The organism is Colwellia echini (genome assembly GCF_002843355.2).
In the GTDB taxonomy this organism is placed as follows: domain Bacteria; phylum Pseudomonadota; class Gammaproteobacteria; order Enterobacterales; family Alteromonadaceae; genus Colwellia; species Colwellia echini.
Window position 1 is genome coordinate 366,990 of the sequence record NZ_PJAI02000001.1, and the last position, 24,212, is coordinate 391,201.

The 24,212-nt window shown below is 36.4% G+C and carries 13 protein-coding genes; 4 read left to right on the forward strand and 9 right to left on the reverse strand.

The window, feature by feature from the left end:
- Positions 1-22 precede the first annotated feature (22 nt).
- From CWS31_RS01450 to CWS31_RS01475, 6 genes are all read right to left on the reverse strand, one after another.
- Positions 23-763, reverse strand: coding sequence for a SapC family protein (locus tag CWS31_RS01450; protein WP_148747657.1), 741 nt, complete (start codon positions 761-763; stop codon positions 23-25).
- Between the two features lie 16 nt (positions 764-779).
- Complete coding sequence (locus tag CWS31_RS01455) at positions 780-2,333, reverse strand: tryptophan halogenase family protein (RefSeq protein WP_148747658.1); 1,554 nt, start codon at positions 2,331-2,333, stop codon at positions 780-782.
- Between the two features lie 127 nt (positions 2,334-2,460).
- Positions 2,461-5,241 carry a TonB-dependent receptor gene (locus tag CWS31_RS01460; protein ID WP_246143269.1) on the reverse strand — a complete coding sequence of 927 codons (2,781 nt, stop codon included), beginning with the start codon at positions 5,239-5,241 and terminating at the stop codon, positions 2,461-2,463.
- 573 nt (positions 5,242-5,814) lie between these two features.
- Positions 5,815-6,936 (reverse strand): SMP-30/gluconolactonase/LRE family protein, encoded by a 1,122-nt coding sequence (locus CWS31_RS01465; protein ID WP_148747659.1) that lies wholly within the window; start codon positions 6,934-6,936, stop codon positions 5,815-5,817.
- Between the two features lie 525 nt (positions 6,937-7,461).
- Positions 7,462-8,049 carry a GntR family transcriptional regulator gene (locus tag CWS31_RS01470; protein WP_170252734.1) on the reverse strand — a complete coding sequence of 196 codons (588 nt, stop codon included), beginning with the start codon at positions 8,047-8,049 and terminating at the stop codon, positions 7,462-7,464.
- Between the two features lie 348 nt (positions 8,050-8,397).
- Complete coding sequence (locus tag CWS31_RS01475; protein WP_148747661.1) at positions 8,398-10,764, reverse strand: beta-galactosidase; 2,367 nt, start codon at positions 10,762-10,764, stop codon at positions 8,398-8,400.
- A 472-nt stretch (positions 10,765-11,236) separates the two neighbouring features.
- On the opposite strand from CWS31_RS01475, the gene CWS31_RS01480 reads away from it, so the two are divergent.
- The 4 genes from CWS31_RS01480 (at position 11,237) to CWS31_RS01495 (ending at position 19,887) form a co-directional block, all read left to right on the forward strand.
- Positions 11,237-14,914, forward strand: a complete 3,678-nt coding sequence (locus tag CWS31_RS01480) for a TonB-dependent receptor (protein ID WP_148747662.1) — start codon at positions 11,237-11,239, stop codon at positions 14,912-14,914.
- A gap of 64 nt (positions 14,915-14,978) precedes the next feature.
- Positions 14,979-17,123 (forward strand): hypothetical protein, encoded by a 2,145-nt coding sequence (locus CWS31_RS01485; RefSeq protein WP_148747663.1) that lies wholly within the window; start codon positions 14,979-14,981, stop codon positions 17,121-17,123.
- Positions 17,124-17,584: 461 nt separating this feature from the next.
- Positions 17,585-19,135 carry a tryptophan halogenase family protein gene (locus tag CWS31_RS01490; protein WP_148747664.1) on the forward strand — a complete coding sequence of 517 codons (1,551 nt, stop codon included), beginning with the start codon at positions 17,585-17,587 and terminating at the stop codon, positions 19,133-19,135.
- Positions 19,136-19,167: 32 nt separating this feature from the next.
- Positions 19,168-19,887, forward strand: a complete 720-nt coding sequence (locus CWS31_RS01495) for a SapC family protein (protein WP_148747665.1) — start codon at positions 19,168-19,170, stop codon at positions 19,885-19,887.
- Positions 19,888-20,101: 214 nt separating this feature from the next.
- Here the strand turns inward: CWS31_RS01495 and CWS31_RS01500 are convergent, their stop codons facing one another.
- The 3 genes from CWS31_RS01500 to CWS31_RS01510 all read right to left on the reverse strand — a co-directional run bounded on the left by CWS31_RS01500 (position 20,102) and on the right by CWS31_RS01510 (position 24,211).
- Entirely contained in the window at positions 20,102-22,549 is a 2,448-nt protein-coding gene (locus CWS31_RS01500) for a hypothetical protein (RefSeq protein WP_148747666.1), read from the reverse strand.
- 244 nt (positions 22,550-22,793) lie between these two features.
- On the reverse strand, positions 22,794-23,213 hold the full coding sequence (locus CWS31_RS01505) for a GlcG/HbpS family heme-binding protein (RefSeq protein WP_148747667.1): 420 nt from the start codon (positions 23,211-23,213) through the stop codon (positions 22,794-22,796).
- Positions 23,214-23,215: 2 nt separating this feature from the next.
- On the reverse strand, positions 23,216-24,211 hold the full coding sequence (locus CWS31_RS01510; RefSeq protein ID WP_211355773.1) for an ABC transporter permease: 996 nt from the start codon (positions 24,209-24,211) through the stop codon (positions 23,216-23,218).
- Between the last annotated feature and the right edge of the window lies 1 nt (position 24,212).

Sequence of the window (24,212 nt, forward strand, 5' to 3'; positions counted from 1 at the left end):
GAAAGGTATATGAGTTAGCTAATTAATCATTAACCTCAACCGATACTCGTTGTCGCTTTAAGGTAATTAGTTTTTGCACATGACCTATTGAAGCAAGTAGCAAATAACAGGCTTGTAAATATCCTTTGCTATTTAATTCTTTTAAAGCTTCACTACTGAGCTGCTTGAGTGTTTCTTCGTTGATAGTGTAAATACCATCAAAACGTTTTTCCTTACTGCCAATTAAGTTTACAGTGAGTTGTATGGGTTCAATAAGGTTGTGCTCTGATAAAGTATTGATAAATGATTCTGTATTGATAATACCGTTTACTAACGTTGAAAGTAAGTTGTTCATTTGTTGCATATACGGGGTAATATTACCTTTTTCATCAAAGATCATTTCGCCAGTATCTTCTTGTACTCGCGCATTAGCCGTATTGATGGTAATTACTGTATTATCAGGGGTAGGTTGTTCTCCTTGTTTAGCATTTACACCCACCATAAAAGGTTGTCTTAATATGTGTAAAGGCAGGTAATTTGCTTGCCATTCGTTACCTTGTAAAAATAAATTCTCACCAACCTCAAAACCTAATAAGGCATTTAAACCAAATTGACCCGTATTATTGTCTTTTATTAAACATATTGGGTATTCAAGAACTAATTTATGTAACTCTTGAGCAATAACTGGTACTAAATGAATATTTTCACCAAATTCAGCCCCGCGTCCAGTAATAATACGGGTGTTTTTATGTATATTTTTATCCAATACTTCTAATGTAGTCATGTTAAATTCCTTATATTTATACAGTTTGTAAGCCGTAGCGTTGAATTTTATTCAGTAATTCTCGATTACTGGTCAATGATGATGTTAAGGCGTTACTTTGCATCAGATTTTTTTGAAAGTGCTGTTGTGCCATCTCAATACTTTGTGCTGACATACCTAAAGGGTTTGGCTCTGTTTTAAAGCCCATGCCATATAAAACATATTGATAACTGGCTGCTGGAAAAATTTCTAATGATTGTTCAAAGTCGTTATCGCAAGGGAATTGATATTTCCATAGCTCAAGTTGTTCTTGCAATCGCTCTGAAACTGTATCGGTGTTTTGATGATCAAGCCAAAATTGGCTATCGGTACGTTTAGTTAATGTATAATGGAGCTTTAAAAAGTCAATAATACGTTGCCATCGATAAGTGAAGGTTTCGTTATAACGTTTTGCTAATATATCCATAGCAAAACGGTTTGTAGGTAATTGATCGGCAATCATTTGTGCTGATATTTCTATTAATAGTATGGCTGATGCTTCAAGCGGCTCTAAGAAACCAGCGGACAAACCTATTGCAACACAATTCTTTTCCCAAAAACGTTGACGATGACCTGCCTTAATTGGAATACTTCTAAATGTTAACTTTTCAGGCTCCGCTACCGTAGGTTTTAAGTAATTTAATAATTCTTGATGTGCTTGGTCTTCACTAATATGATTATTTGAATAAACACTGCCAACACCACGCCTTGTTGATAAACCAATATCCCAAATCCATCCAGCTGATTGTGCCGTTGAGAGTGTATGAGATTGAATAGGGCTATCTTCTTGTTTGTAAGGAACTTGTACTGCAATAGCTTGATTGGCAAATAAACTATCTTCGCAAGAAATAAAGGGTACTTTAAAATGTTTCCCTAGTAATAAAGCGTTAAAACCTGTGCAATCTATGAATAAGTCGCCTGAAATTAGTCCGTTTTCTTTTGTGGTAACTGACGCAATATCGCCGTTATCAAGACTGTTAATTTGACAAACATCATCAACAATATGTTTAACATCTAACTGTGATTTACAGTGATTTTTAAGAAACTCAGAAAATGAACCTGCGTCTAAATGGTACGCATAATTAGCTTGTGCGAGGTACTCAGCAGTTGTTATGTGTTTTGGTGCTAAACCTAATTCACAAATAGCTTCTTGAGGACAAACCGATTGAGCGAATGATTGTTGTGAGTTTGATGCCAGCCAATGAGGCGTTAGATCTATTTGGTTATGGCCTTGAGGTAAGATCAATGGATGATAATAAAAGTCATCATCTTTACCGGTAACCCATTTACAAAATTTAGCTCCTTGTTTAAAAGATACATGACATTGACGGATAAAATCAGTTTCTTTTATGCCCATATTTTTTAACGTGTTACGCATGGTCGGCCAAGTACCTTCACCTACACCAACGATGGGTACACGGGCTGATTCTATTAAGGTAATTGAATAACCAGAGCTGACTTTCTTTTTTAAACTAGCGGCTAGGGTACCTGCAGTAATCCAGCCAGCTGTGCCGCCACCTACAATAACAATATTTTTTACATTACTTGTCATTATTAATAACCCTTTTAACTAACTTAACTAATTCAACGGATTTAAACTAATATTAAATTTTTATAAAAAAAGGGGTACTCTAATTAGAGTACCCCCCATTTAATGAATGTTTTCTAATGATTAATGATTAGAAAACAGCTCTAACACCAACATTATAACGGGCACCATATTGTTCAAAGTCAACAATTTGATTTGAGAATCGGCTATGGCGGCGAGTATCTTCTTCAGTGATGTTTAAACCGTCAATAAATATAGAAACTGAGTCATTAATATCATAACTCGCTGAAATATCAATTTGAGAATAAGCTTCAGTGAATACAGGGCTACTACCAGCAAGTAACAAGAAGTCATCACGCCAGTTATAAGCTACACGGATTTCAAATGATTCATTCTCATAAAAACCGACTAAGTTAGCGGTATCGCTTAAACCGGTAATCGCAAACTGGTTATCTAGAGAATAAGGGTCATATTCATCAGCTGTATTTACTATCGTATAGTTAGCTATAGCACCAAAACCAGTATCACCAAATATGTTTTGAATGTTTAACTCCCACCCGTCTACAGTAGTACTGTCTTGATTAATTGGCGTGGTCACTGTCCATATAATAGCTGGATCTTGTGGTTGAGACAGACAATCTGGATCTGGATCAGAATTAGAGCCGCTTGGACATATTCCGCGTGGGTTTATACTTGGATTAGTTAATGGACCATTTACGCCATTAATTACTCTATCTTCTTCACCAGTACCTATATAGTTATCAACATCTTTGCTGAAATATCCAATTGAAGCATAACTACCTTCGGCATAATAATACTCTAAAGAGAAATCGAAGTTATCGGCAAGGTAAGGTAATAGTCCTGGGTTACCTTGTGATGCTCTAAAAGGCCCTGTTGAAAAATGGTCATTTAGAGATGTTGCCGGGAACATAGCATCAATGGTACTTCTTGATAGTGTCTTACTGTAAGAAAAACGAGTAATTAAATCATTAGTAACTTGTAAACTTAAGTTAACACTTGGTAAGGTACTCGTATAATCACCAGATAAATTACTTGAGACATTTGGAGTATCAGGTAGGACATATTCAGACATTTCAAGGTCAGTTATCCAGTTAAACCCTACTACAGGAGGGACGACTGAATAAGAAGTTACATCAGTATCTTCATAACGAACGCCTAAATTAGCGATAAATGTCATATCATAAATTTCAGTGATAAAATCAACAGCAAGATATACTGCGATTGTATCTTCTTCCATACCATTAGTTTTTAATGTTGGATCATTTAATAAATTTTGGTTATCAAGTAAATCGAAAAATTGAACAGCGCTATAATCTATATGTTGTTGGAAGCCGATTTCACCGGGAACAAGCGTCATATCAAGCTCGCTAAGATCCATACCACTAACATTCCAGTTAGCTTCTTCTCTTAACGTAGTATCAACAGTATAAACAGTATTTTGCACACCAAAATGAATAGCCTCTAGCGCCGCGTCGCCATTACTTTGCCAAGTACCACCAAGTGCAACTTGTTGAATATTATTTTCAATTTCGTAGCCACGTCTTTGATATATATCACCGACAATGTTTTCTCGAGCATATGGGTCGCCACCAGGCAAAGCTGAAGCATCATAACCAACCATAGGCATATCAGATGTGAAGTCAGCACTGATATCTACAAGTTGTCCAGGATTTTTCATATTCGCGATACTTTCTGCGGGCTGTGCTCCTGGATTAGAGTGTGAAGTAGAGTCGTGAGCATCTAACGTAAAGGTTAAAGAGTCTGTTGCCATCCACTCAATGTTAAGACCAAGAGAATCATTTTTTGTTTCAAAGTTATACTCCCACGCCCAAAAGTTTAATTCATCATTTTCACGTGCAGGATTGATAATAGTACCATTGGCATCGGCTGTACCGGTTTCAATATTATCAAACCAGAAACTACTACGAGTCATTGAGTTGCTACGTTCTAAGCGAGATAAGAAATACTCGACAGAGGCAACAATGGTGTCTGTTGGTGCCCATTGTAATGCTACTTGGGCATTTGTACGTGTACGCTCATTGTGTGAATAATCTGAGTCAACGGTATTTACACCCCAGGTAGTTTTATCAGGGTTTAATGCGGTATTAATATTACTTTTATCAATATTGCCTGCTACTTGTGCTGGAAAGTTAGTATTCCAACCTGATTGAGTACCTATACGTTTACTTTCACTATTGAGTTCAGCATACGAAGCGGCTACTAAAATACCAAAAGTATCGTCAAGGAATGTATTACTGATCATACCTGAAAACTCAGGGGTTACATTATCAACAGTGGTATCTACAACAGCTTTAACACTCGCTGTAGCCTTAAATCCATCATAATCAAATGGTTTCGCGGTTTGAATGTCAATAACTGCACCAATGCCGCCTGAATCCAGATCAGCACGGCCAGTTTTGAATACTTCTACTGCAGACACAGCATCTGAGCTGATTTCGTTAAAATTAAAACTACGATCAATCCCCTCAGATTGTAGAGCAGAAGAGTTAGGCATTTGTCTGCCATTGAGTGTTACTAAGTTAAAATCTGGACCAAAACCACGCACCGTAACTCCATTACCTTCATTATTAGTACGGTCAATCGAAACACCTGTAATACGTTGTAATGATTCTGCTAAGTTTGCGTCGGGGAACTTACCGATATCTTCAGCAGAAATAGCATCAACAACACCTGTTCCAGTACGTTTCATTTGTGCTGATTTACTCAATGAACCAAGCATACCGGTTACTTGAATTACTTCAACATCCTTAATCATGCTCTTTTCGGTACTACTTTCTGCAGCATGTAATTGAGTTATCGAACCCGCACTCGCCAGTAAAATTGCTGTTGACAGTGCAGTTCTTCGAAATTTTGTTGTGTTTATTTTCATGTCTATTCCCGTGATATGTTTAAAACAGTAATGAATGGAGGTAGTTTTTCTATGCCGCATTAGATTACGTATTATTTTTTGTTTACTTTTAATGCATAACTAAATATCTCACAACGTAATGATTACTGTCAAACATTAATTGTTAACAAAAACAGTATTTAAAGAATCGTTTACTTTAAATAACATGAAAGGATTTCGGTGTTAATTTATAGCCGTACTATCTACTTGGTGTTTTTTTTATACGTAGGAGGAATGGTTAAATACAAGGCACTTATCGAGAATAAGAGAATATCCATCAGGTTGTGTTTTTTAGAACGCACTAGGCGTGGGGCGGAAACTGAATCAAAATGTGTCAAGAAAGTCGCGATTATGTGAATTACTTCAATGTATTATATTGGTTTCTGATTGTGGCTTAAGTAAGCGTAAAATTTATAATAATCTTTCCGTGTGTTGTTGAGTTAGTTGAACGCTAACAACTTGCTCTATTTGCTGAGAAATTAACTGTGTTATTTAAAACATTACCGTTAGAGCTGGCGAGTAATGTCTCGTCAGCTAACAGCGAGTAGCCAATTTTTAATTTAAATCAACTTTTAAAATACTATCGTGCGCCGTGATAAATAATTGTTTTTCATCAGCTGACAAAGCACAATTTGCGGAAAATTTTCCAGTATTAATTTTTGCTAATAATTCACCATTTGCACTTAATAACCAAACACCACCCGGGGCTGTAGCGAATATTACGCCGCTAGAGTGAACTGCCATGCCATCAGGTACACCAATGTCATTATCAAGCTTATTAGTACTTGCATCATGAAGTAATTGTTTATTTACAACTGAGCCATCGTCTTCAATGTCGTAAGCAAACCAAACGGGTGCTTGTTCATCAGATACCGCCACATAAAGCGTTTTATTATCAGGTGAAATTCCAATACCATTAGGGAACTTTATTGTTTCATCTATAACTGATAGCTTTCCCCAAGGTGTCAGACGGTATACGCCTTGAAATGTAAGCTCTTTGCGTTCGTCATCTAATTTATCTTTCAAACCGTAAGCAGGATCACTAAAATATAAATTTCCTTGCTGATCAAATACACCGTCATTGGGGCTATTTAATCTAAGCCCTTGATATGCACCAGCTAAAGTAGAAAACAGCGATTGCGGTTGATCTAGCGGCGCATTCATTATGGAAACACGACGATCTCCAGTTTGTAATAACACCAACTGATCTGACTGATTGAGCAATAAAGCGTTTGAACCTCCTAAATAGTCACCTTCAACAAGATCTGTAGCCCCTGTTTTATTAAGGTAGACCGATAGTCCTGACTTTTCGTTGTATTGATAAATTTTATTATCAGGGATGTCTGAAAATATTAAGGTGTCACTTTTGTTAAGCCAAAGTGGTCCTTCTGTCCATTTAAAACCGGTGGCTATCTCAACCACTTTACTTGAAGCATCTAAATAGGCTTTGGCGCTGTTATTAATGATTTCAATGCTGCCAAGTGTTTTGTATTGAGAGGTTACTTTTGCCAGAGGGTTATGATTCCCTCCCACTTTTTCAGTTGAAGTGTCAGTATTACTAGTCAATGAAGGATTGCTAGTATTAATGGATCTCTCTTGAGCACAACCACCTAATAAAATAAGCGCAAAGCCTCCAATTATAGATATTTCTTTTACGTTCTTGATACTTTTAAACATATATACTTCCTTAAATATTTCCTCAACCTTAATCCATAAGAATCATTAATATTTATTATATTTATACCAAATGAAATTATGATTAATCATGAATAAACATTAACCCAATCATTGTTAACAATCAACTAAAGCTGTTTTTTTATGGAATGTTAATAAATGTCATTTGTGATTTTTTAGAAACTAGTGGAGACTTGATAGCGGACAGTAAGAGGTATATAAGGAATAGGCGCCTAATAAAAGTAATAGCATTTAGCAATTAAGAATAAAACCAAGTGTTATAATAATTTGGGTAGATTTGTGAACTATGTTATACGCAAGATAAAACAGCTATAAATTTTAGTTGTATGGGAGCTATAGTAATTTTATTAAACACATAATAAAGTTAAAAGATATGGGTTGTAATTTACTCTGTTTTGGTCAATTGGTTGAATAATAGTTATTTCCAACCGTAGTAGTTTAGTAAATAGTAAATAGTAAATAATATATGATTATTAACTATTTACTATTTACATTGATATTTATCAATCATCGAATATTTGATTTGGTTGCTTTGATCGCAGCAGGGATATCGGCGTTTTTCAAGGCATCTACAATTAACTTATGCTCAGCTACGCATTCCGCACTTGAGGTAATTCGTTTGTAATTCAAACGCATTCTCATCACGTAAGGGTACCAAATATTAACAAGTTCATCACCCCCAGCTTTGTTAATTAAATATTTGTGAAAAGAAATATCAATCTTAGTTACTTCGGTATAGTCTTCTTTATCAAAGGCACTTTGCAATTGCTCTAATATTGTATCTAAGTCTGCTAATTCTCGTGCGGTTAACTTATCTTTTAATTGCTCGATAGCAAAAACTTCAATATCTCTACGAAGCTTAATCATTAACTTTTGTATTTTAGGATCAAGTACACTGTTAACAGAAGCACCGCAGTTATTTTTAGAGATTAATAAACCTTCTTTACTTAATTGAAGAATTACATCCCTGATTGGACCTCGTGATACACCAAACCTGTCGGCCATCTCTTTTTCATTTAATTTCGTATTAGGAGCTAAATCTCCAGCGATAATATCAGAACGTATTTGTTCTGCTATTTGATCTTTTACGGACATAATTCTTCTAGCCTTATTCACCTTCAATTTTCTCCCTTATTTGCCTTTATGAGCGACACTAGATTATTTAGATAATAAATTCATTTTATCGTTTAATAGCAGGATTACAATTGATTTATGATTTATTGTTTACAAAAAGTATAATTTTAACGAGTACTTTATCTCGTAAAATCATAGCTTTGTTGAATTAATATTGTATAACGAAGATTGTCAACAACCCATTCATGCAATCGTTATACCATCTGAAGTTAATTGATTTAACATTTCAATTGGTATTATTTCAATTAGTATTATTTAGAGTAGCAAAGAATAGTGACTACATAGTACTATTCTTTGCTTGGTTTTAGGTTAATTAAACCGACGTTCATACATCGTTGAATGTAGTTCTTTAGCGGCTTTTACCATTGGAGCATAAGGAGTGTCGGTAACAGTAATAAAACCAACGTTATAATTTTCACCGTCGTATGCTCTACCTGTGATAGGAGAGTCTATGTACTGAAACCAATGTGCGCCGATAAAATAAGGGTTATCGATTACCGTATTCATATAATCTTTGTACATACGAGCACGGTCATTTTGGTCACTCGCCATGATTAATCCAGGGTGATATATACCAGAATCAGTAGCACCTATATGAAATTCACCAATGATACTCGGCTTATCTATTTTACTTAGGAATTCCCATTTATGTTCTGGTAAACCTTCTTTGTATGAATTATAGCTCATTACATCCACGTATTTTGCTGCAGATTCAACGACCTCTTTTGACATACCCCAATCAGGAAGACGGGCTCCCATATATAAATGATTAGGCATATAGGTGGTTAAGGCATCATCAACAATACTAAAATACTTGTCGACATAAATTGATAACAATGATGAATAGTCGGCAATTTGAGCATCGGTATTAAGGCTTGCATCTATTCCTTCATCAAAAGTTTCCCAACTCGTTATATTTTTTTCCCATGCTTTATTTAACGCCGCAATATTTTTATATTTTTCTTTCATAGCGGTGGTAAAAACAGCCTTTGTTGGCACATCTTTACCATTTCTTTGCAAGGTGTTTAACACTATGCCATAGGTACTTTCAATACTGTCTGGTCGGCCAAAGCTTTTTTCATTATCAATAAATACCCCCACGCACCATGGATTGTTTTTAACTTGTTCAGCAACGTTTTTTACAGTGAACAATGCACGCTCCTTAAACTTAGGGTCAAATACATCAGGCATTGCCCCCCAAAAATCATTACCACTTGATACTGTTTTAAAGTCACCTATAATCCAACCATTGGCAAAGAAAGGAACTCTGCCGTTGTCGTAAAACATAGGGTCATTCCAATTACCCAAAGAGGTAAAACCCCAATCTATCATTCTATCAAGTGTTACATCGCGCCATGTTTCCATAACATCAACGTCTTTACCGCCATATTTTCTTTCTAAATTGGCAGCATAGAAACTATAAGTTTCGCCATGTTTCATCGGGCCAGAGTGAGCACTTTTACGATACCCAAAATGCTTGCCTAATGGTTCTTCATAGGTTGGTAACCATTCGAATAAATTCATTCGAGTTGGGGAAACAAGTTTTCTAGTTTTACTTACAACATTATCAACTCTATTTAATCCTTGTGAATCTTCAGGGGTGACGCTAGTTGATTCTCGAGCTTTAATAAGGGATTGATCAAAGTCATAACCGGTCATGGTTGATGAGTTTGAAAGTCTGATAACATCAATACCTGTGGCAAAATATAAATAACCTTCTGGATCAACTAGTGACCATTTATCATTAACTTTTTCTGCTCTGAAGTAGCCAGTAGCTTCTAATTTAGGTCCATTTTTCCAACCGCCATAAATAGAACGATCTTTAGGTAATATTCCTGTTAATTGCTTTGCTTCTTCAATTTTTTGTGCTTTTAATTCTTCATCGTTATGCACTTTATCGGCAAAATCAATAGTGGCGTTTTGTCCGTATTGGTCGACAATATGTGTTAAGTAATCTTTGTTAAACTCAGGATTATTTCTTAATCTTAAATTACTCAATGTTATTGTTTTATCAAAAAGGTTACTTTGAACGCTTAGTGATATTTGTTTAATACCTTTAAGGTTGAGGTTTTTCTTGCCCCATAATGAAATGAATTGAGTATCATCTGATTCCCATGTATCAGGATTACCTCTTAAACCAGACATAAAGTTAAGTTCTACTGACTCGTCTCCGTCAGGAGTGGCAAGGTCGTGTCCGGCCATTTTTGCATAATAAGTTGTTGATTCACCGATAGGAATATTAGTCGCTCGGGTATAATTTCCGCCATCAATATCTGTTATATCTAAATAGAGTTGTACACTATGTTGGCCGGTATTTGCGATATCAATTGCCAAGTTAAAATCGTCATATTTACTCCAGTCCCAAGGTTCATTTGGGGTGAGCGTTACATTACTGTAACCATTTTCTTTAGAATGAAAATTTACTTTTAAACCATCGTTTGCCATTATTTGTTCAGCTGATGCACTTATAAAGCTTACTTGGCTTAGGTCAGCTTCTTGATTGAAATCGATAAGAGACACTATTTCAGGGCTGTGATTTAAATCGTTAAGAGACTTTGTGTTAGCATCAAGTGTGGATTTAAGTGGTTTATTTTCTTCAGTTTTATTATCACTCTGACAAGCGGTTAGTGCGGTCAATGTTATAATAGATAGAAGAAGCATTGTCTTTTGATTCATTAGTAACTCCTAATTATTTTGATAAAGGAAGTATATATTTTTTTCGATAAAAGTAAATTGTTAACAAAAAATAATATTATCTAGCTTGGCAATATTATTTTTTGACTAAATATAATTGTTAACAAAAATCTGTTTTCAAGACCAGGTTAACTGTTAACAATTAAGGGGTTGCTTGTAAGTTTAATTTTGTAATAACTATACTTTAGATGACGGATAAACAATAAATACTAATTAAGTAATATAAAAAACGTACTTCAAAACTCATAATTGTGGATTGTTAACAAAAAATAATTGACACGGCATGCGGATAAAGCATAAGGTAAAACATAAATAAATTATCAAATTAACTTTTTAATTTATTTTGATGAAGAAGAAAGATTAAAAATACAATAAATAACGGTGAAAAGAAGAAATAAAATCAACAACACCTAACGTTAAAACGTTGAAACAAGATACCTTAGGGGGATGTAATATGTTTAATCATAGTAAAAAATTTAAGTTAAGTCCTGTGTGCATTGCTTTGCTTGCCACAACAAGTCTTAGCCTCAGCGCACAAGAAGTTGACAATAATAATATTGACGTAACAGCAAAAAATACTGATTCAAAAGTAGAAAGTGCCGATAAGGAAATTGAGACCATTGAAGTTACTGGTTTAAGAGGCAGTTTAAGAAAAAACATTAATGACAAAAGGTTTGCTACAAATGTTGTTGATTCTATCAACGCAGAAGATGTAGGTAAAAGTACCGACCAAAATGTTGCAGATGCATTAGGCCGTATTACTGGTGTTACAATAGTAAGCCAAGACGGTGAAGGCTCTCAGGTTACAGTACGTGGTGCTTCGGCAAATCAAAATAAGATTACTATCAATGGTCAACAAATGACCTCAACTGACTTTAGTCAAGCAGTTGATTTAAGCTCTTTCTCTGCAGATATTTTGTCAAAATTAGAGGTTGTTAAAACACCTAGCGCTAATCAAGATGAAGGTTCATTAGGCGCGAGTATTAACTTGACGACAGTTCGCCCTCTTGAGGTTGATAGGGATGTTCGTGCTATAACACTTCAAGGCAGATACAACGATTTCGCTGAGAAGGCAGATTATAAAATATCTGCTGCTTTTTCTGAAAGATTCTTAGATGATACTTTTGGTGTAGCTTTTTCTATTTATGATGAAACTAATACTGTTCGTCGTGACCAATATCGTGTAGAAAATTTCATGGCTTCAAATGAAATAGGAATAGCGAGAGATCAAAATGGTGAAATTATTTCTGGTGTTAAAGCCATTCAGCATTCTTCTACCAATTACGAGTTATTTCAAAATACCAGTGACCGCATTGGCGGTACATTAGGCTTACAATGGCTTCCTACAGATGACCTGTCATTCATGTTTGATGCAACATACAGTTCACAAGATAAAACTAGTAGTATGGACGCGGTTAAAAGTCGTAACGGTAATCAACCTAACTTTATTGAAGGTGTTAGCTCATTAAATAATAATACTATTGATCCGTTTACCGACCCTCAAGAAGATTGGTACACCATTGACACTTCTACTCAAACATTAACTAAATTTGTCAACCGTTATGGCTCAGGTGATTTGGCTCGAGCTGAAGGTGGTAATGATCGGGAAAACTTTAGTTTAAATTTAGATATGGACTATCAAATTACTGAGGATTTATCCTTAAGCGTTTTAGTTGGTCATTCAAAAAGTACTTCTCATAGTATGCCTAATGCTAATACTAACATGCAAAACTTTGTTCAATCTCCTGCTTCACTTAGCCAAGATGCAGGTGCAGATAATGAGCCTGTAGGTTACGATTGTACAACGTCAAGTCGTTGTGAAATTGTTAATGGTGAAGGTTTTGTTGACTTAGGTGAACATGAATTTGATTGGACCGATGAAGACGGTGTTTATCATGTGGCCAATGAAGACAACTCTTCGACAACAAACTTTAACCCGCGTGATATTAATGCATTTCATTTAAATTATATTGCTAGAAACCAAGTTGACGTTGAAGATACCATTAGTAATGCGCAGTTTGATTTTCAATATGATGTTGATTTTGCGGGAATTAGCGGCATAGAGTTTGGTGCTAAATATACTGAGCGTGAAAAATTTGTTGATAATCAGGCTTTTACTTATAGCTCTTCAGCAGCGACAGATGTAGTTTTAGATGAAGATGGTAATACAGTAACTGTTCCAGGTGGTACATTATCAAATATTAGAGGATCGATGATCGCCAGTGATGGTTTAGACTATGACGATTTTATGGGATCTTTAGGTTACGGTCGTAATTCAGCTACATCAGGTTGGACTCCTATTGATGTATTTGCAGCAGCAGATCTTGTTTTTGCTGGTGCAGATGTTAATGAAACGATTAACAATACGGAAACTCGTGGTGCTGACTTTAATACTGCAGCCGCTTATCTTAAATTCAACTTTTCATATTTTGATGGTAAATTAACGGGTGATATTGGTGCTCGATACGTTAAAACGAAGGTAGACACAACAGGTTACTCAGGTGCTAATTTCTACACAAGCCCTGCTGATAATTTATACCGTGAATTTGACCGAGTACACCTTCGTGAGTTGCGTGATACATCATTACCTGCTTGTCAATTATCTGCTTTTGCAGGTGATGCAATACAAGGCTACGATAAACGTTATGGTCGTGTAGATGGGCTAGGTTGGGATACTAGTAGTGGTCAAGATCCTTCTGGCTGGACTCAAACACCTGATCAAGGCGCTTGTCATGATCCAGAATATGCTTCGTGGGCTGCTGATGTTCAAGCGGGTATTCCTAGAGCTGATGATGCATGGTCTCCTTCTTGGGATAGCATGTGGCGATATGCTGATATCTCTACCAACAAGGATTATGGTTGGAACTCTGGTGTTCAATGGGATGGCTCTCCTGCAGAGGCAAATAACTTCACTGGTTATAGCTTCAATTCTACAGAAGATAAATCTTTAAATTCATTTGCATCAACGGGCTCTCATACCTATGAGAACCTTTTACCTAGTTTGAATTTAAACTATGCATTTACGGATGACTTTATTGGTCGTTTTGCAACGTCTAAAACAATGACTCGTCCAGAAATTGACATGATTCGCCCAGGGTTTTCAGTAAATGAAAGTGGTTATTGGGGTAGCGGTAACCCGCAAGCTGGTCGAGTTACAATGTTCAATACACAACTTGAACCACTTGAGTCTACTAACTTTGATATTTCAGCTGAATGGTATTTTAATCCATCATCTTTATTAAGCGTCGCATTGTTCTATAAAGATATGAAAAACTTTACTACTAATGATAGTGCAGCATCATACATAGTTGATCTTCGTGATGTAGATGGTGAAATTTCAAGTAATGATATCATTATGACTGCTGATAATAGCGATGCCGATGGTGATAACCATGGTCTAACAGGTTGTATGCCGCAACGTGCTACAGCTGATTATGGCTTCTGGGGTTCAGATCCAACAATGTTAAGCAATGATCTTCGTGATTTATGTGGTGAGTATAGTGTTACTAAAGTTGTTAATGGTAAAGGTGCGACTATTGGTGGTATAGAATTAGGCTACACCCAAGCGTATGACTTCTTACCTGGCTATTTCTTGAGTGGTTTAGGTGTTTCTACTAACTATACCTATCAAAAAAGTGAATATGATGCGGATATATCATCTATCACTGGTTTAGAGTTACCTACTCTGCCTGTGGCTGAAACTCCAATGCACACATATAACTTTACGGGATATTGGGAACAAGACGGACATCAAGTTCGTTTAAGCTGGCGTGGTGCTAGTGACTCATTAGTGGGCACTGATTACAACAACGGTCAAAGCGGTCGTACCTGGAACCAAGGTTCAATTTGGAATGAAGGACGAGACACGCTTGACTTCTCTGCAACCTACCAAATTAATGATTATGTCAATGTAGTATTTCAAGCATCTAACTTAACAGATGCGGCATATAGAACTTACTATACGAATAGAGAGCTAGCGGTGACTCGTGTCTTTGCAGACAATGCTGCCGGGTATGATTTTGTAGCAGTGCCAGAAGGTAACCCTCTGACAGGTGATGCTACAACTGACAGAACTTACACTAGCTATAAAGTAGGTACTTCTTACCGCTTAGGTGTTCGAGTAACTTTCTAAACTAAATTGAGAAGGGGACGAAAGTAATTTCGTACCCCCCTAAATAATCGAATGGTGTTTAATTATGAAAACTATACTAAAAACTAAAACATTAATTGCTTGTAGCATTATTACAGCGCTAACAGGTTGTGGCGATGACTACACTCCAGAAGTAAAAGAAAATATGTATGCCCCTGAACACGGTGGTAACATTGTAGTAACACTTAGTGAGAAAGAGGGCTTTGGCTTTATATCTGCTTTAGGTACGCCTGATGGTATGCCAGTAGGTGAAGGCGTGGCCACAGATATGGATGGTGATATCCTTTTTATTAGAGATGGTATGTTAGTCTCTGGTGATGACACAGGTATATCACTAACAGGCCCTAAAGTGGGGGTTCGTCCTTCAGATTACGCGGCAACTTTAGATACCGGCGATACCGAGACAATAGAGTTATCATATAATATTTCTGATGGCGAAAAATCTGTACCTAGAACAATGACTATTAATATTGTTGGTGAAGATGCGGCTCCTGTTGTTGTAGGTGACTTAATCGGTAACTTCACGAAAGATGCAGGTACAGGTGTATTAGATTTACTCAAAAATGTTTCTGATGCAGATGAAGAGCCATTAACCGTAGAAACTTCTTCTGTTGTAGCGGATGCAGCTAACCCATTTGCAATTCCTTTCACAATAGTTGATAACATGCTGAATCTAGATATCGCAGCAATTGCATCAGAGATTCCAGATGGAAATAAAGTTACTTTTAAATACACCTATACGATTAAAGATCATAATAATGAAGTGTCACGTAATATGATTATTAATGTCTTAGGTGTGAAAGATGTTGCTGGCGCCCCGTTAATTGCTAATTATTTCTTAACCGAAAATATTGTCGAAACTGATGGGATGTTAATGGTAGATCTTGCAAAAGATATTGTAGAGCGAGAAGGTGATGCTATTATCGTCAGTGAACTTATGTTGGACGGTGTTCCACTGACAAACTCTTTTGCTACCCGGTTTGAAGATAACACGTTGTACTTTAACCCAACTGCTTATTTGGATGACATTGCAGCAGGAGCTTTCAAAGAATTCACTTTTACTATGAAGGTATCTGATGACAAAGGCAATATGTCTGACGGACAGCGTGAGTTAATTGTTACGGTTAATGGTGTTGAATCTAATTTACTAGTTTCTACGGCAGGCGCAGATGTCGGTTTTGAAAGTGATGGGAAGGGTTTTGCCGCTACTAACTGTGGAGCAGGAACTGAAATCAGTAACAGCATTGTTGCTAATGGTACAGGTTCGTTACAAATGTTAGGTGCGCCTTGTTATATGTCTTATGGTACTAGCTATTTTCCTGATTTGGAAATAGGTGGGAAATATTACCTACACTATAATGCGTACGTAGCAACAGGTGATGCATCCCCTTATATCATGATTCACAATGATGCGAGTACAACCAATCATAACTTCTGGGTGGGCGATCGACCTTGGCATCCAGCCAACGATTCTTGGCGTCCATTGATTGTTGAGTTTGATACTGAATCTGGTTATTTAGCTACACCAGGTGGGGATGGTACTACGCCAATAGAAAGTGCTGATCAGTTACAATTATATGTGATGAGTGCATGGTTGGGTAACGACGGCTTACCAGTATTTGATGACTTCGAGTTTATACGTTATGACAATATTGAAGGTGTTGATATTTTAACGGCTAATGCAGGTTCATTTGAAGATGGTGCTTACGTGCCTACAACTTCAGGTGGTGGATTGGTTGAAGTACGAGAAGACACAAATGATGCTACCAACAAAGTGTTATATGTAGATACCACAGGTGCAGACGAAGACGGTGTTTCGATAAGCTTCCCAATCGAAAAAGGCTCGATAGTCCCTGGTGGTCGATATCGAGTAACATATGATATTCAGTATCTAAACTTTGAGGCTAATAAAGAAGCGGCAACTGACCCTAAAATAAATCAATGGGGTGGTTATCCAGTTGACGTTGTTTTCAAAAATCCTGATAACGCAACAGACTTTACATTATTTAGTACCGTATGGAACGGTGCAACTGGTGGTGAAGTACAAGGTGTTGCTGATGAAGCTAGTCATTGGTTGGGGTTTAACGCTGAAACAGATTGGAATAGCGACAATCTTACAGTCGATTTTGTATTAAAAAGTGTAGGTGCGCAATACATCATTGATAATATTGAAATTGTACGTATTCCGTAGATAGTACTATAGTTACATATGTTTAAAACTAAAGCTCCAGTATTTACTGGAGCTTTTTATTTTAAAGAATTGAATATTAATTATAGAAAGCAGTTATACCAATCAGATTAATTAAGTATTCAATTTTTAATGAGGGTAAATATTTAAGAACAAGACGCTTGATTTAGCAATAGCGGTTTTTTTGGGATTGAAAGCAACAATGTTATTAGATATTTAGTCCATTTTAAAATATCACTGAATTAGTTGGATTGGTTTTACCTAGATAAAAATTACTTTTATTGACGATAATTTATTCTTTACGTAATTGGTTACTAGCAAAGTGTTTTACATAACCTGATGATTTTTATTTATTTAAAGATTCAATGCTACCCCATAAAGTATATTTTAATTCTGAAGAAGACTTATGACTCGTTTTGTTCAGTTGTATAGACATAATTACAATAATAAGTAAGGGAAGATGTATGGATAACCTAATCAAATCAATCATTATTGTCGGCGGCGGTACGGCAGGTTGGTTAACCGCAGGCATTATTGCTGCACGTCATCGCACTCGTATCAAAAATAATACTTTAACCATCACTGTGATTGAATCTGACAATATTCCAACTGTTGGAGTAGGGGAAGGCACTTGGCCTACTATGCCAAATACATTGCGTAGTATGGGCATATCTGAAACTGACTTTATTCGTGAGTGCTCGGCTTCATTCAAGCAAGGCACAAAATTTGTCAATTGGGATAATGAAACTGAAGATAGTCATTATTATCATCCTTTTGATGTTCCTCAAGGTGCTTTAGAGGGCGATATAGCTTCCTTCTGGTTGAATAAAAATTTTGATGAGTCACTGGCCAAACTTTTTACCAGCCAAGAATCTATTTGTGACAATGAACTTGCACCTAAAACTATTTCTACTCCAGAATACGCTTCATTCGCCAATTATGGTTATCACTTAGATGCTGTTAAATTTTCAGCCTTTTTAAGCAAGCATTGTATTGCTAATTTGGGCGTGAAGCATGTTATAGCTGATATAAAAAAAGCAGAGCTATCTGCTTCGGGTGATATAGCGTCTGTGATTATTGCTGATGGTAGTAATTTATCAGCAGACTTTTTTGTAGACTGTAGTGGTTTCAAATCGTTATTACTGGGTGAAGCACTCGGGGTGAAATTTAATCCAATTGATGATGTTCTTTTTGCAGACACAGCACTCGCTGTTCAAGTACCTTATGAAAAAAGTAACGATACTATTGCGTCATATACAAAGTCTACCGCACAAACCGCAGGGTGGATTTGGGATATTGGTTTACCCTCTCGTCGCGGCGTAGGTTATGTTTTTTCAAGTAAACACGCATCAGTAGATGAAGTTAAGAAAGATTTAGTTACTTATATTAAAAACACTGGCGTTAATACAGACGAGCTTACTTTTAGAGAGATTAAATTTCAACCGGGCTATAGAGAGAAGTTTTTCTATAAAAACTGTGTTGCGATTGGTTTATCAGCAGGTTTTCTTGAGCCTTTAGAGGCTTCCGCATTGGTGATGGTTGAGCTTTCAGCAACTATGATTGCTGAGCAACTACCTAAAACCACAGACACTTTAGCTATAATAGAACAACGTTTTAATGAAACTTTTCATTATCGTTGGGAAAGGGTGATTGAATTCTTAAAGCTGCATTATATTGTTAGTAATAGAACGACCCCTTTTTGGCAAGATAATAAAAAAGAAGAAAGTATTCCTAAACGTCTGCAAGACCAAATGACGTTATGGAAAAATACGGTGCCAACACAATTCGATTTTAACCGTATTGGTGAAGTGTTTCAGGCAGCCAGTTATCAGTTTGTATTGTATGGTAGTAAATTTCGTACAGAATCATTGTTCGATATAGACCCTGCAATAAAAAACTTTGCAACTGAACAAATTACTAAAAATGAATTACGCACTAAAAAATTGTTAACTACTTTGCCATCTAATCGTGAATTGATTGAACAAATTCATCAGTATGGAATGAAAAAAATATAATATTACTAACCTAATTATCGTTGGAGAGCTTTATGGCTTCGAATTCTATTGAAATGTTAAACCCAGCTAAACACAGTAAATTACGCGTAAATACGAAAAGTTATAATTGTGAGCAAAATCATGTCAACGCAGCTTCAGTGATCATTAATGAACTCAGTACTGTAGTGCATGAATACCCCATTTTTATTACCAAGAATAATAACACTGGGGATTTTCAACTTACCGCAATACTTGGTTTTTCAAACGGTGAAAATCTTTATTTAAAAGGAGATAGCTGGCAGGCTACTTACCTACCTATTGATGTGCTAAGAAGGCCTTTCCAATTAATAAGACCCGATGAAAACTCAACAGCAGAAGGGCATATAGCCGTTGATATGTCTAGTACACAGCTACAAGACAAGAAAGGTGAAATGCTATTTGATGATAGCGGAAAACCAACGGCTTATTTGCAACGTATTCAAAAAATGTTCTCTGAATTACTTAATGGTTCAGAGCAGACAAGAACACTACTTGCTAAAGCGGATGAATTCGGATTGATTGAGCCTGTAACCATCAATATTGATCTCAATGATAAAGAGTCTACTAGTTTAAATGGTTTATATGCTATCAAGCAAAAAGCAGTTACTGAGTTAAAGGGAAGTGCACTTGAAGAGTGTCATAATGCTGGAATTTTACAAGTGTGCCATCTGTTATTAAGTTCTGGTATTCACTTTGATAAATTGATCAAATGGAAAAACAACCTAGAAAAATAAATTGATTTGTGGTGTCTCGTCTTGAAATAGCTTGACGGGTTTAATGAAAGACCAGTAGCTTTTGCTGCTGGTCTTTTTTGTACGCTTTATTTGATATATAAAAAAGCGGTTAGTTTTTAGACTAGCCGCTTTTATGTTTATAAACTATCTGTTTATAAAGCTATGTTGGAAGTTAAACTTAACCCATGTTTTAAAGCATAACTTCTACTTAAACTTATTTACTTCTTGATAACGCACGACTCGTATTAAATACTTGTAGGGCAGCGGTAGAAACAAATCCACCAGTATCAGAAAATGTAACCGTAATGGTATTATCTGCTTGTAAAGCAGATAACGATACCGGTATTTCTATCACACCAAAGTAATTATCACGCCCACGGTTTACATTACCCATCTCTTGATCGTAACCTCTAAAATCTACAGGTACAGACACTTCAGTAGTATTAACCAAAACTGTAGGTGTTAATGACTTACCATGGTCACGACCTATACCTAAACGTAGTATTGCTTCACCATTATCGCCAACAGTAACATCGTTGATATTAAATGTTATAGCGGTATTAGCTGTAATTGCTTGTTTAAAGTCACCAGAATAGTACTTAACTTCATCATTGGTTTGATCAATAGTAATATCGGTGTTGTAAGTCACTTTAATAACTATTGTGCCTTCACCATCGATAGTTACCGAATCAGGTAAACTAGTTTGATTTGATTCAACCAGTGAAGACTCCCAATCATCCGTTTTTAAATGCTTCATATTAACAGCACTTATATTAGCGGTATCAATACCAAAAGCGTGTAAGTTCACTTCAGTTTCATCAAATTCTAAGTTATTTAGAATGATATAAGCATCGTCACCATCAACATATGCATCAACTTGAATATCTAAATCAGAAGACCAAGTATCAACACGAGTTCCGTTAACTTCTGACCATAAGTTATAAAATAACTCGATATCAGAATAAACCCATTCGGTTTCTGTGCTCACACCGGTACGTTCGAATTTTTGTACCATTAAACGTGGACCATAAGGGATAGATTGACCATTTTGAGTTGTTCTACCCCATTCTGCTTTAACTACAATAAACGGGATGGTTTTTGCGATTACATCAGGGCGCTCTAAAAAGCTCATTAACATTTTGTTGGTAGCGCGCATTACTAAGGTGTCTTTTTTCGGTGTCCAACCAATGCTTCGTTCACAATGATTTGCTGCGCCATACTCTGAAATAACATAAGGTTTCATCTCGCCTACGGCTATATGACTGTAATTTTCCATCATATCCATAGTGGCTTCCACATTGCTGCCTGAACGATATTTTTCGGTATTGCTAAGGCAAGGGAAGTCATATAAATGGATAGAATAAAAATCCATTGCAGCACCGGAAGTATCGATAAATAACTTATCGCGGTCTTCCCAACGTTGGAAGTTGTCTTTATCAAAATCTGGGAAAGCAACAGTATAGCCACCTACTGCAATATCATCATTTTCAGCAATTTTACGTATTTCAGCTTTTGTTGTGTTATGAAATTCAAATACTTCTAACGGCGATACATAGTCATCGTCAATTGGGTTACGAACAGTTGTTAAGTCGTAAAGTGGCTCATTCATTATTTCGAAGTATTTAGGCTTCGGTTCATAACCATCTGTGTCAGTATTGCTGAAAAACTTGGATAGGAATTGCGCCATATAATGACCCGTTGCAGTACCTAGTGGCTCACTTTCTGTATCTGTTTGCGAAAATGACCAAGCATCACCAGCTAGTGGGCTAATTGGCGTACCTTCTGGCCAGTAAGGGTGTTGTTGACCACCATGTATCATATCAAGACTACGGGCTTTAATTTGTGGAAGTCGCGCATCGGTATGTTTTTTAGTGGTAGCATTCGCATATGTCCAACGGAAATTGCCACCAACAGTTGTTGCGGTACTTTCATCAATGAAACCAGGTTTATTACTATCTTCACTGACATTACGAAGTGCCCAGCCAATTGAACCAGTATTGCGGCCAAAATAAACATCATTATTGGTTACAAAATTTACCATTAAGTTAGGATCTTCATTCGGAGCATTTTGGGTATGAACGTCATTCTCGCCCCAATCATTTTCTGAAGGTGATGAGTGGATAGTTATAAATTTCTGACGATCAAATGTCTCTATGCCGCCAACACTATGTTTAGTATCAAAATTAATATCTACATTTATACCTGTAAAGGCTCCGGCTGCTTTAGTCGTAATAGAAAAAGTAGCAGATACACCACCTATTGTTAGTTGAGCTGTTGAAAGCGTTTCTGCCTCAGCTGAACTTGTAATTTTGATTTGTATTTTATCGCCATCACTAATTGTGCCAGAAGAAGCAGTGAAATTTGTATTATTGATAGAATACTCACCACCAGTAATAGTAATATTTGCAGCTGCGTTTATGCCTGAAATAGTTATTTCATCTGAAGTTATTACAGAGTTTAGAGCAACATTGTTCATGCTAGTAAAGCTGAACATATTAGGCGTAGTATCTGTCTCTGGTGTAGTTGGGTCAGGTTGTGTTGTGTCTGGCACAGTTGGCGCTAATGGTTCATCATCTGAACCTCCACAACTTGAAATGGTCAATACCAATAGACTTGCTACAGCATAGGATGTTTTCTTTTTATTTTTAATCGTTGTTATCATGCTAATACCTCAAATGTTTATGATAAGTAGCGCTTAACCTTCACTTCATCATATTTACCTTTAAAGAATTTTTATAGGTGAATGATGAATTTTGAAAGCACTCTTGACTCCATGTTAACAGATGATTGTTGACAATGTAACTAAGTAAATTGTTAACAATGTAACAATTTGAATATTTAACAATATAGTAATTTGTAGTTTTAGCGTGATTTAGATGTAGGTGTAGTAATACCAACCCCACAAGCTAAGTGATCACTTTCTTATATGAATTGGTATTACTGAAATTTTTGATAACCTCGTAAGCGAATTCCTCATCTTCAGCTTCTTTAAGTCCTGCGATACCTAATGAACCGATAACCTTATACCCTGAAAAAATAGGCACTCCACCGGCGATTCCAGTTATTTTACTATCGCACCAGTTAGCTAAATCCTTAGCCGTATTTTTTGCATAAGCGCCAACTTGAGAGGATGTCAGCATTTCTCTAGCTGCTGTATAAGCTTTGCATTGTGACAAGTAAGCAGCGTGATAACTAACGGCATCCATTTTATGGTACATCACTAATTCGCCATGGCTGTCTGCCACTGAAATAGCAATAGCTACTTTTTTCTGGTTGGCCAATGCCAAAGACAAATCGGAAAGTTGTTTCGCGTCTTTAAAGTTCATATCTATTGGGCCGTCTTCTTGTTTCTTAACCTTTTTAGTACTTCTGCTTGAATAATTAGTACGAGTAATAGAAATAATCCACGTATAACCGACTGCCAATAAGTACTGATAGTAAAGCTGCCGTAACCATTTTCAAAATTAAGAATATTGAAAATTAATCCCATTAACACTACACCAGCTATTGATGCGGTAATTGAGCCTAATCCACCTGTTAATAGTGTACCACCAACAACAACGGCAGAGATGGCGATAAGCTCCCAACCAACACCTTCAGCAGGTTGTCCTGCGCCAAAACTTGCTGCGAGTGTAACACCTGCTAACCCAGCCAATACACCAGAAATAACATAAACCAAGGTGATAGTTTTATTAACTTTTAATCCCATCAATTTTGCAGCTTCTTCATCTTCACCAACAGCTAATACAGCACGTCCAAAGGGCATTTTTTCTAAAAGAACCCAAGCCATTATGGCAATAACTAAACAAACAACTACAGGCCAAGGTATTAAATCAAACATTAAGCCCATGCCATATTCTGGGAAGCTGCCTTCCCATGAAATAGGAACTGATTGTTTGCCAGATACAAGTAAGGCAACACCGCGTGATGCGAGCATCATGGCTAATGTGGCAATAAAAGGTGCTATGCGTAGTCGAATTATTACTACGGCATTTATTAAGCCGCATATAAGCCCAGTAAGTGCACCAACAATTAAGGCGGTAACAATGCCATAAGGACTAACATAGGCAACCATAACACTCGAAAGAGCGACTACACCGCCAACAGAAAGATCAATTCCACCGGTCATGATAACAAAGCACATACCGATTGAAATTAAGATAAACATTGAGTTGTAAGAGAAAAAACTCTCAATATTATAAGGTGATAGAAAGTCGTCATAACGTAAGCTTGCAAAAACAATTATTAAGGTTAATGCAACCCAAACAGCTTCAGTTCTTAGGAGTGGGTGTTGTGATTTTTTCATCCATTTATTAAGTTTCATA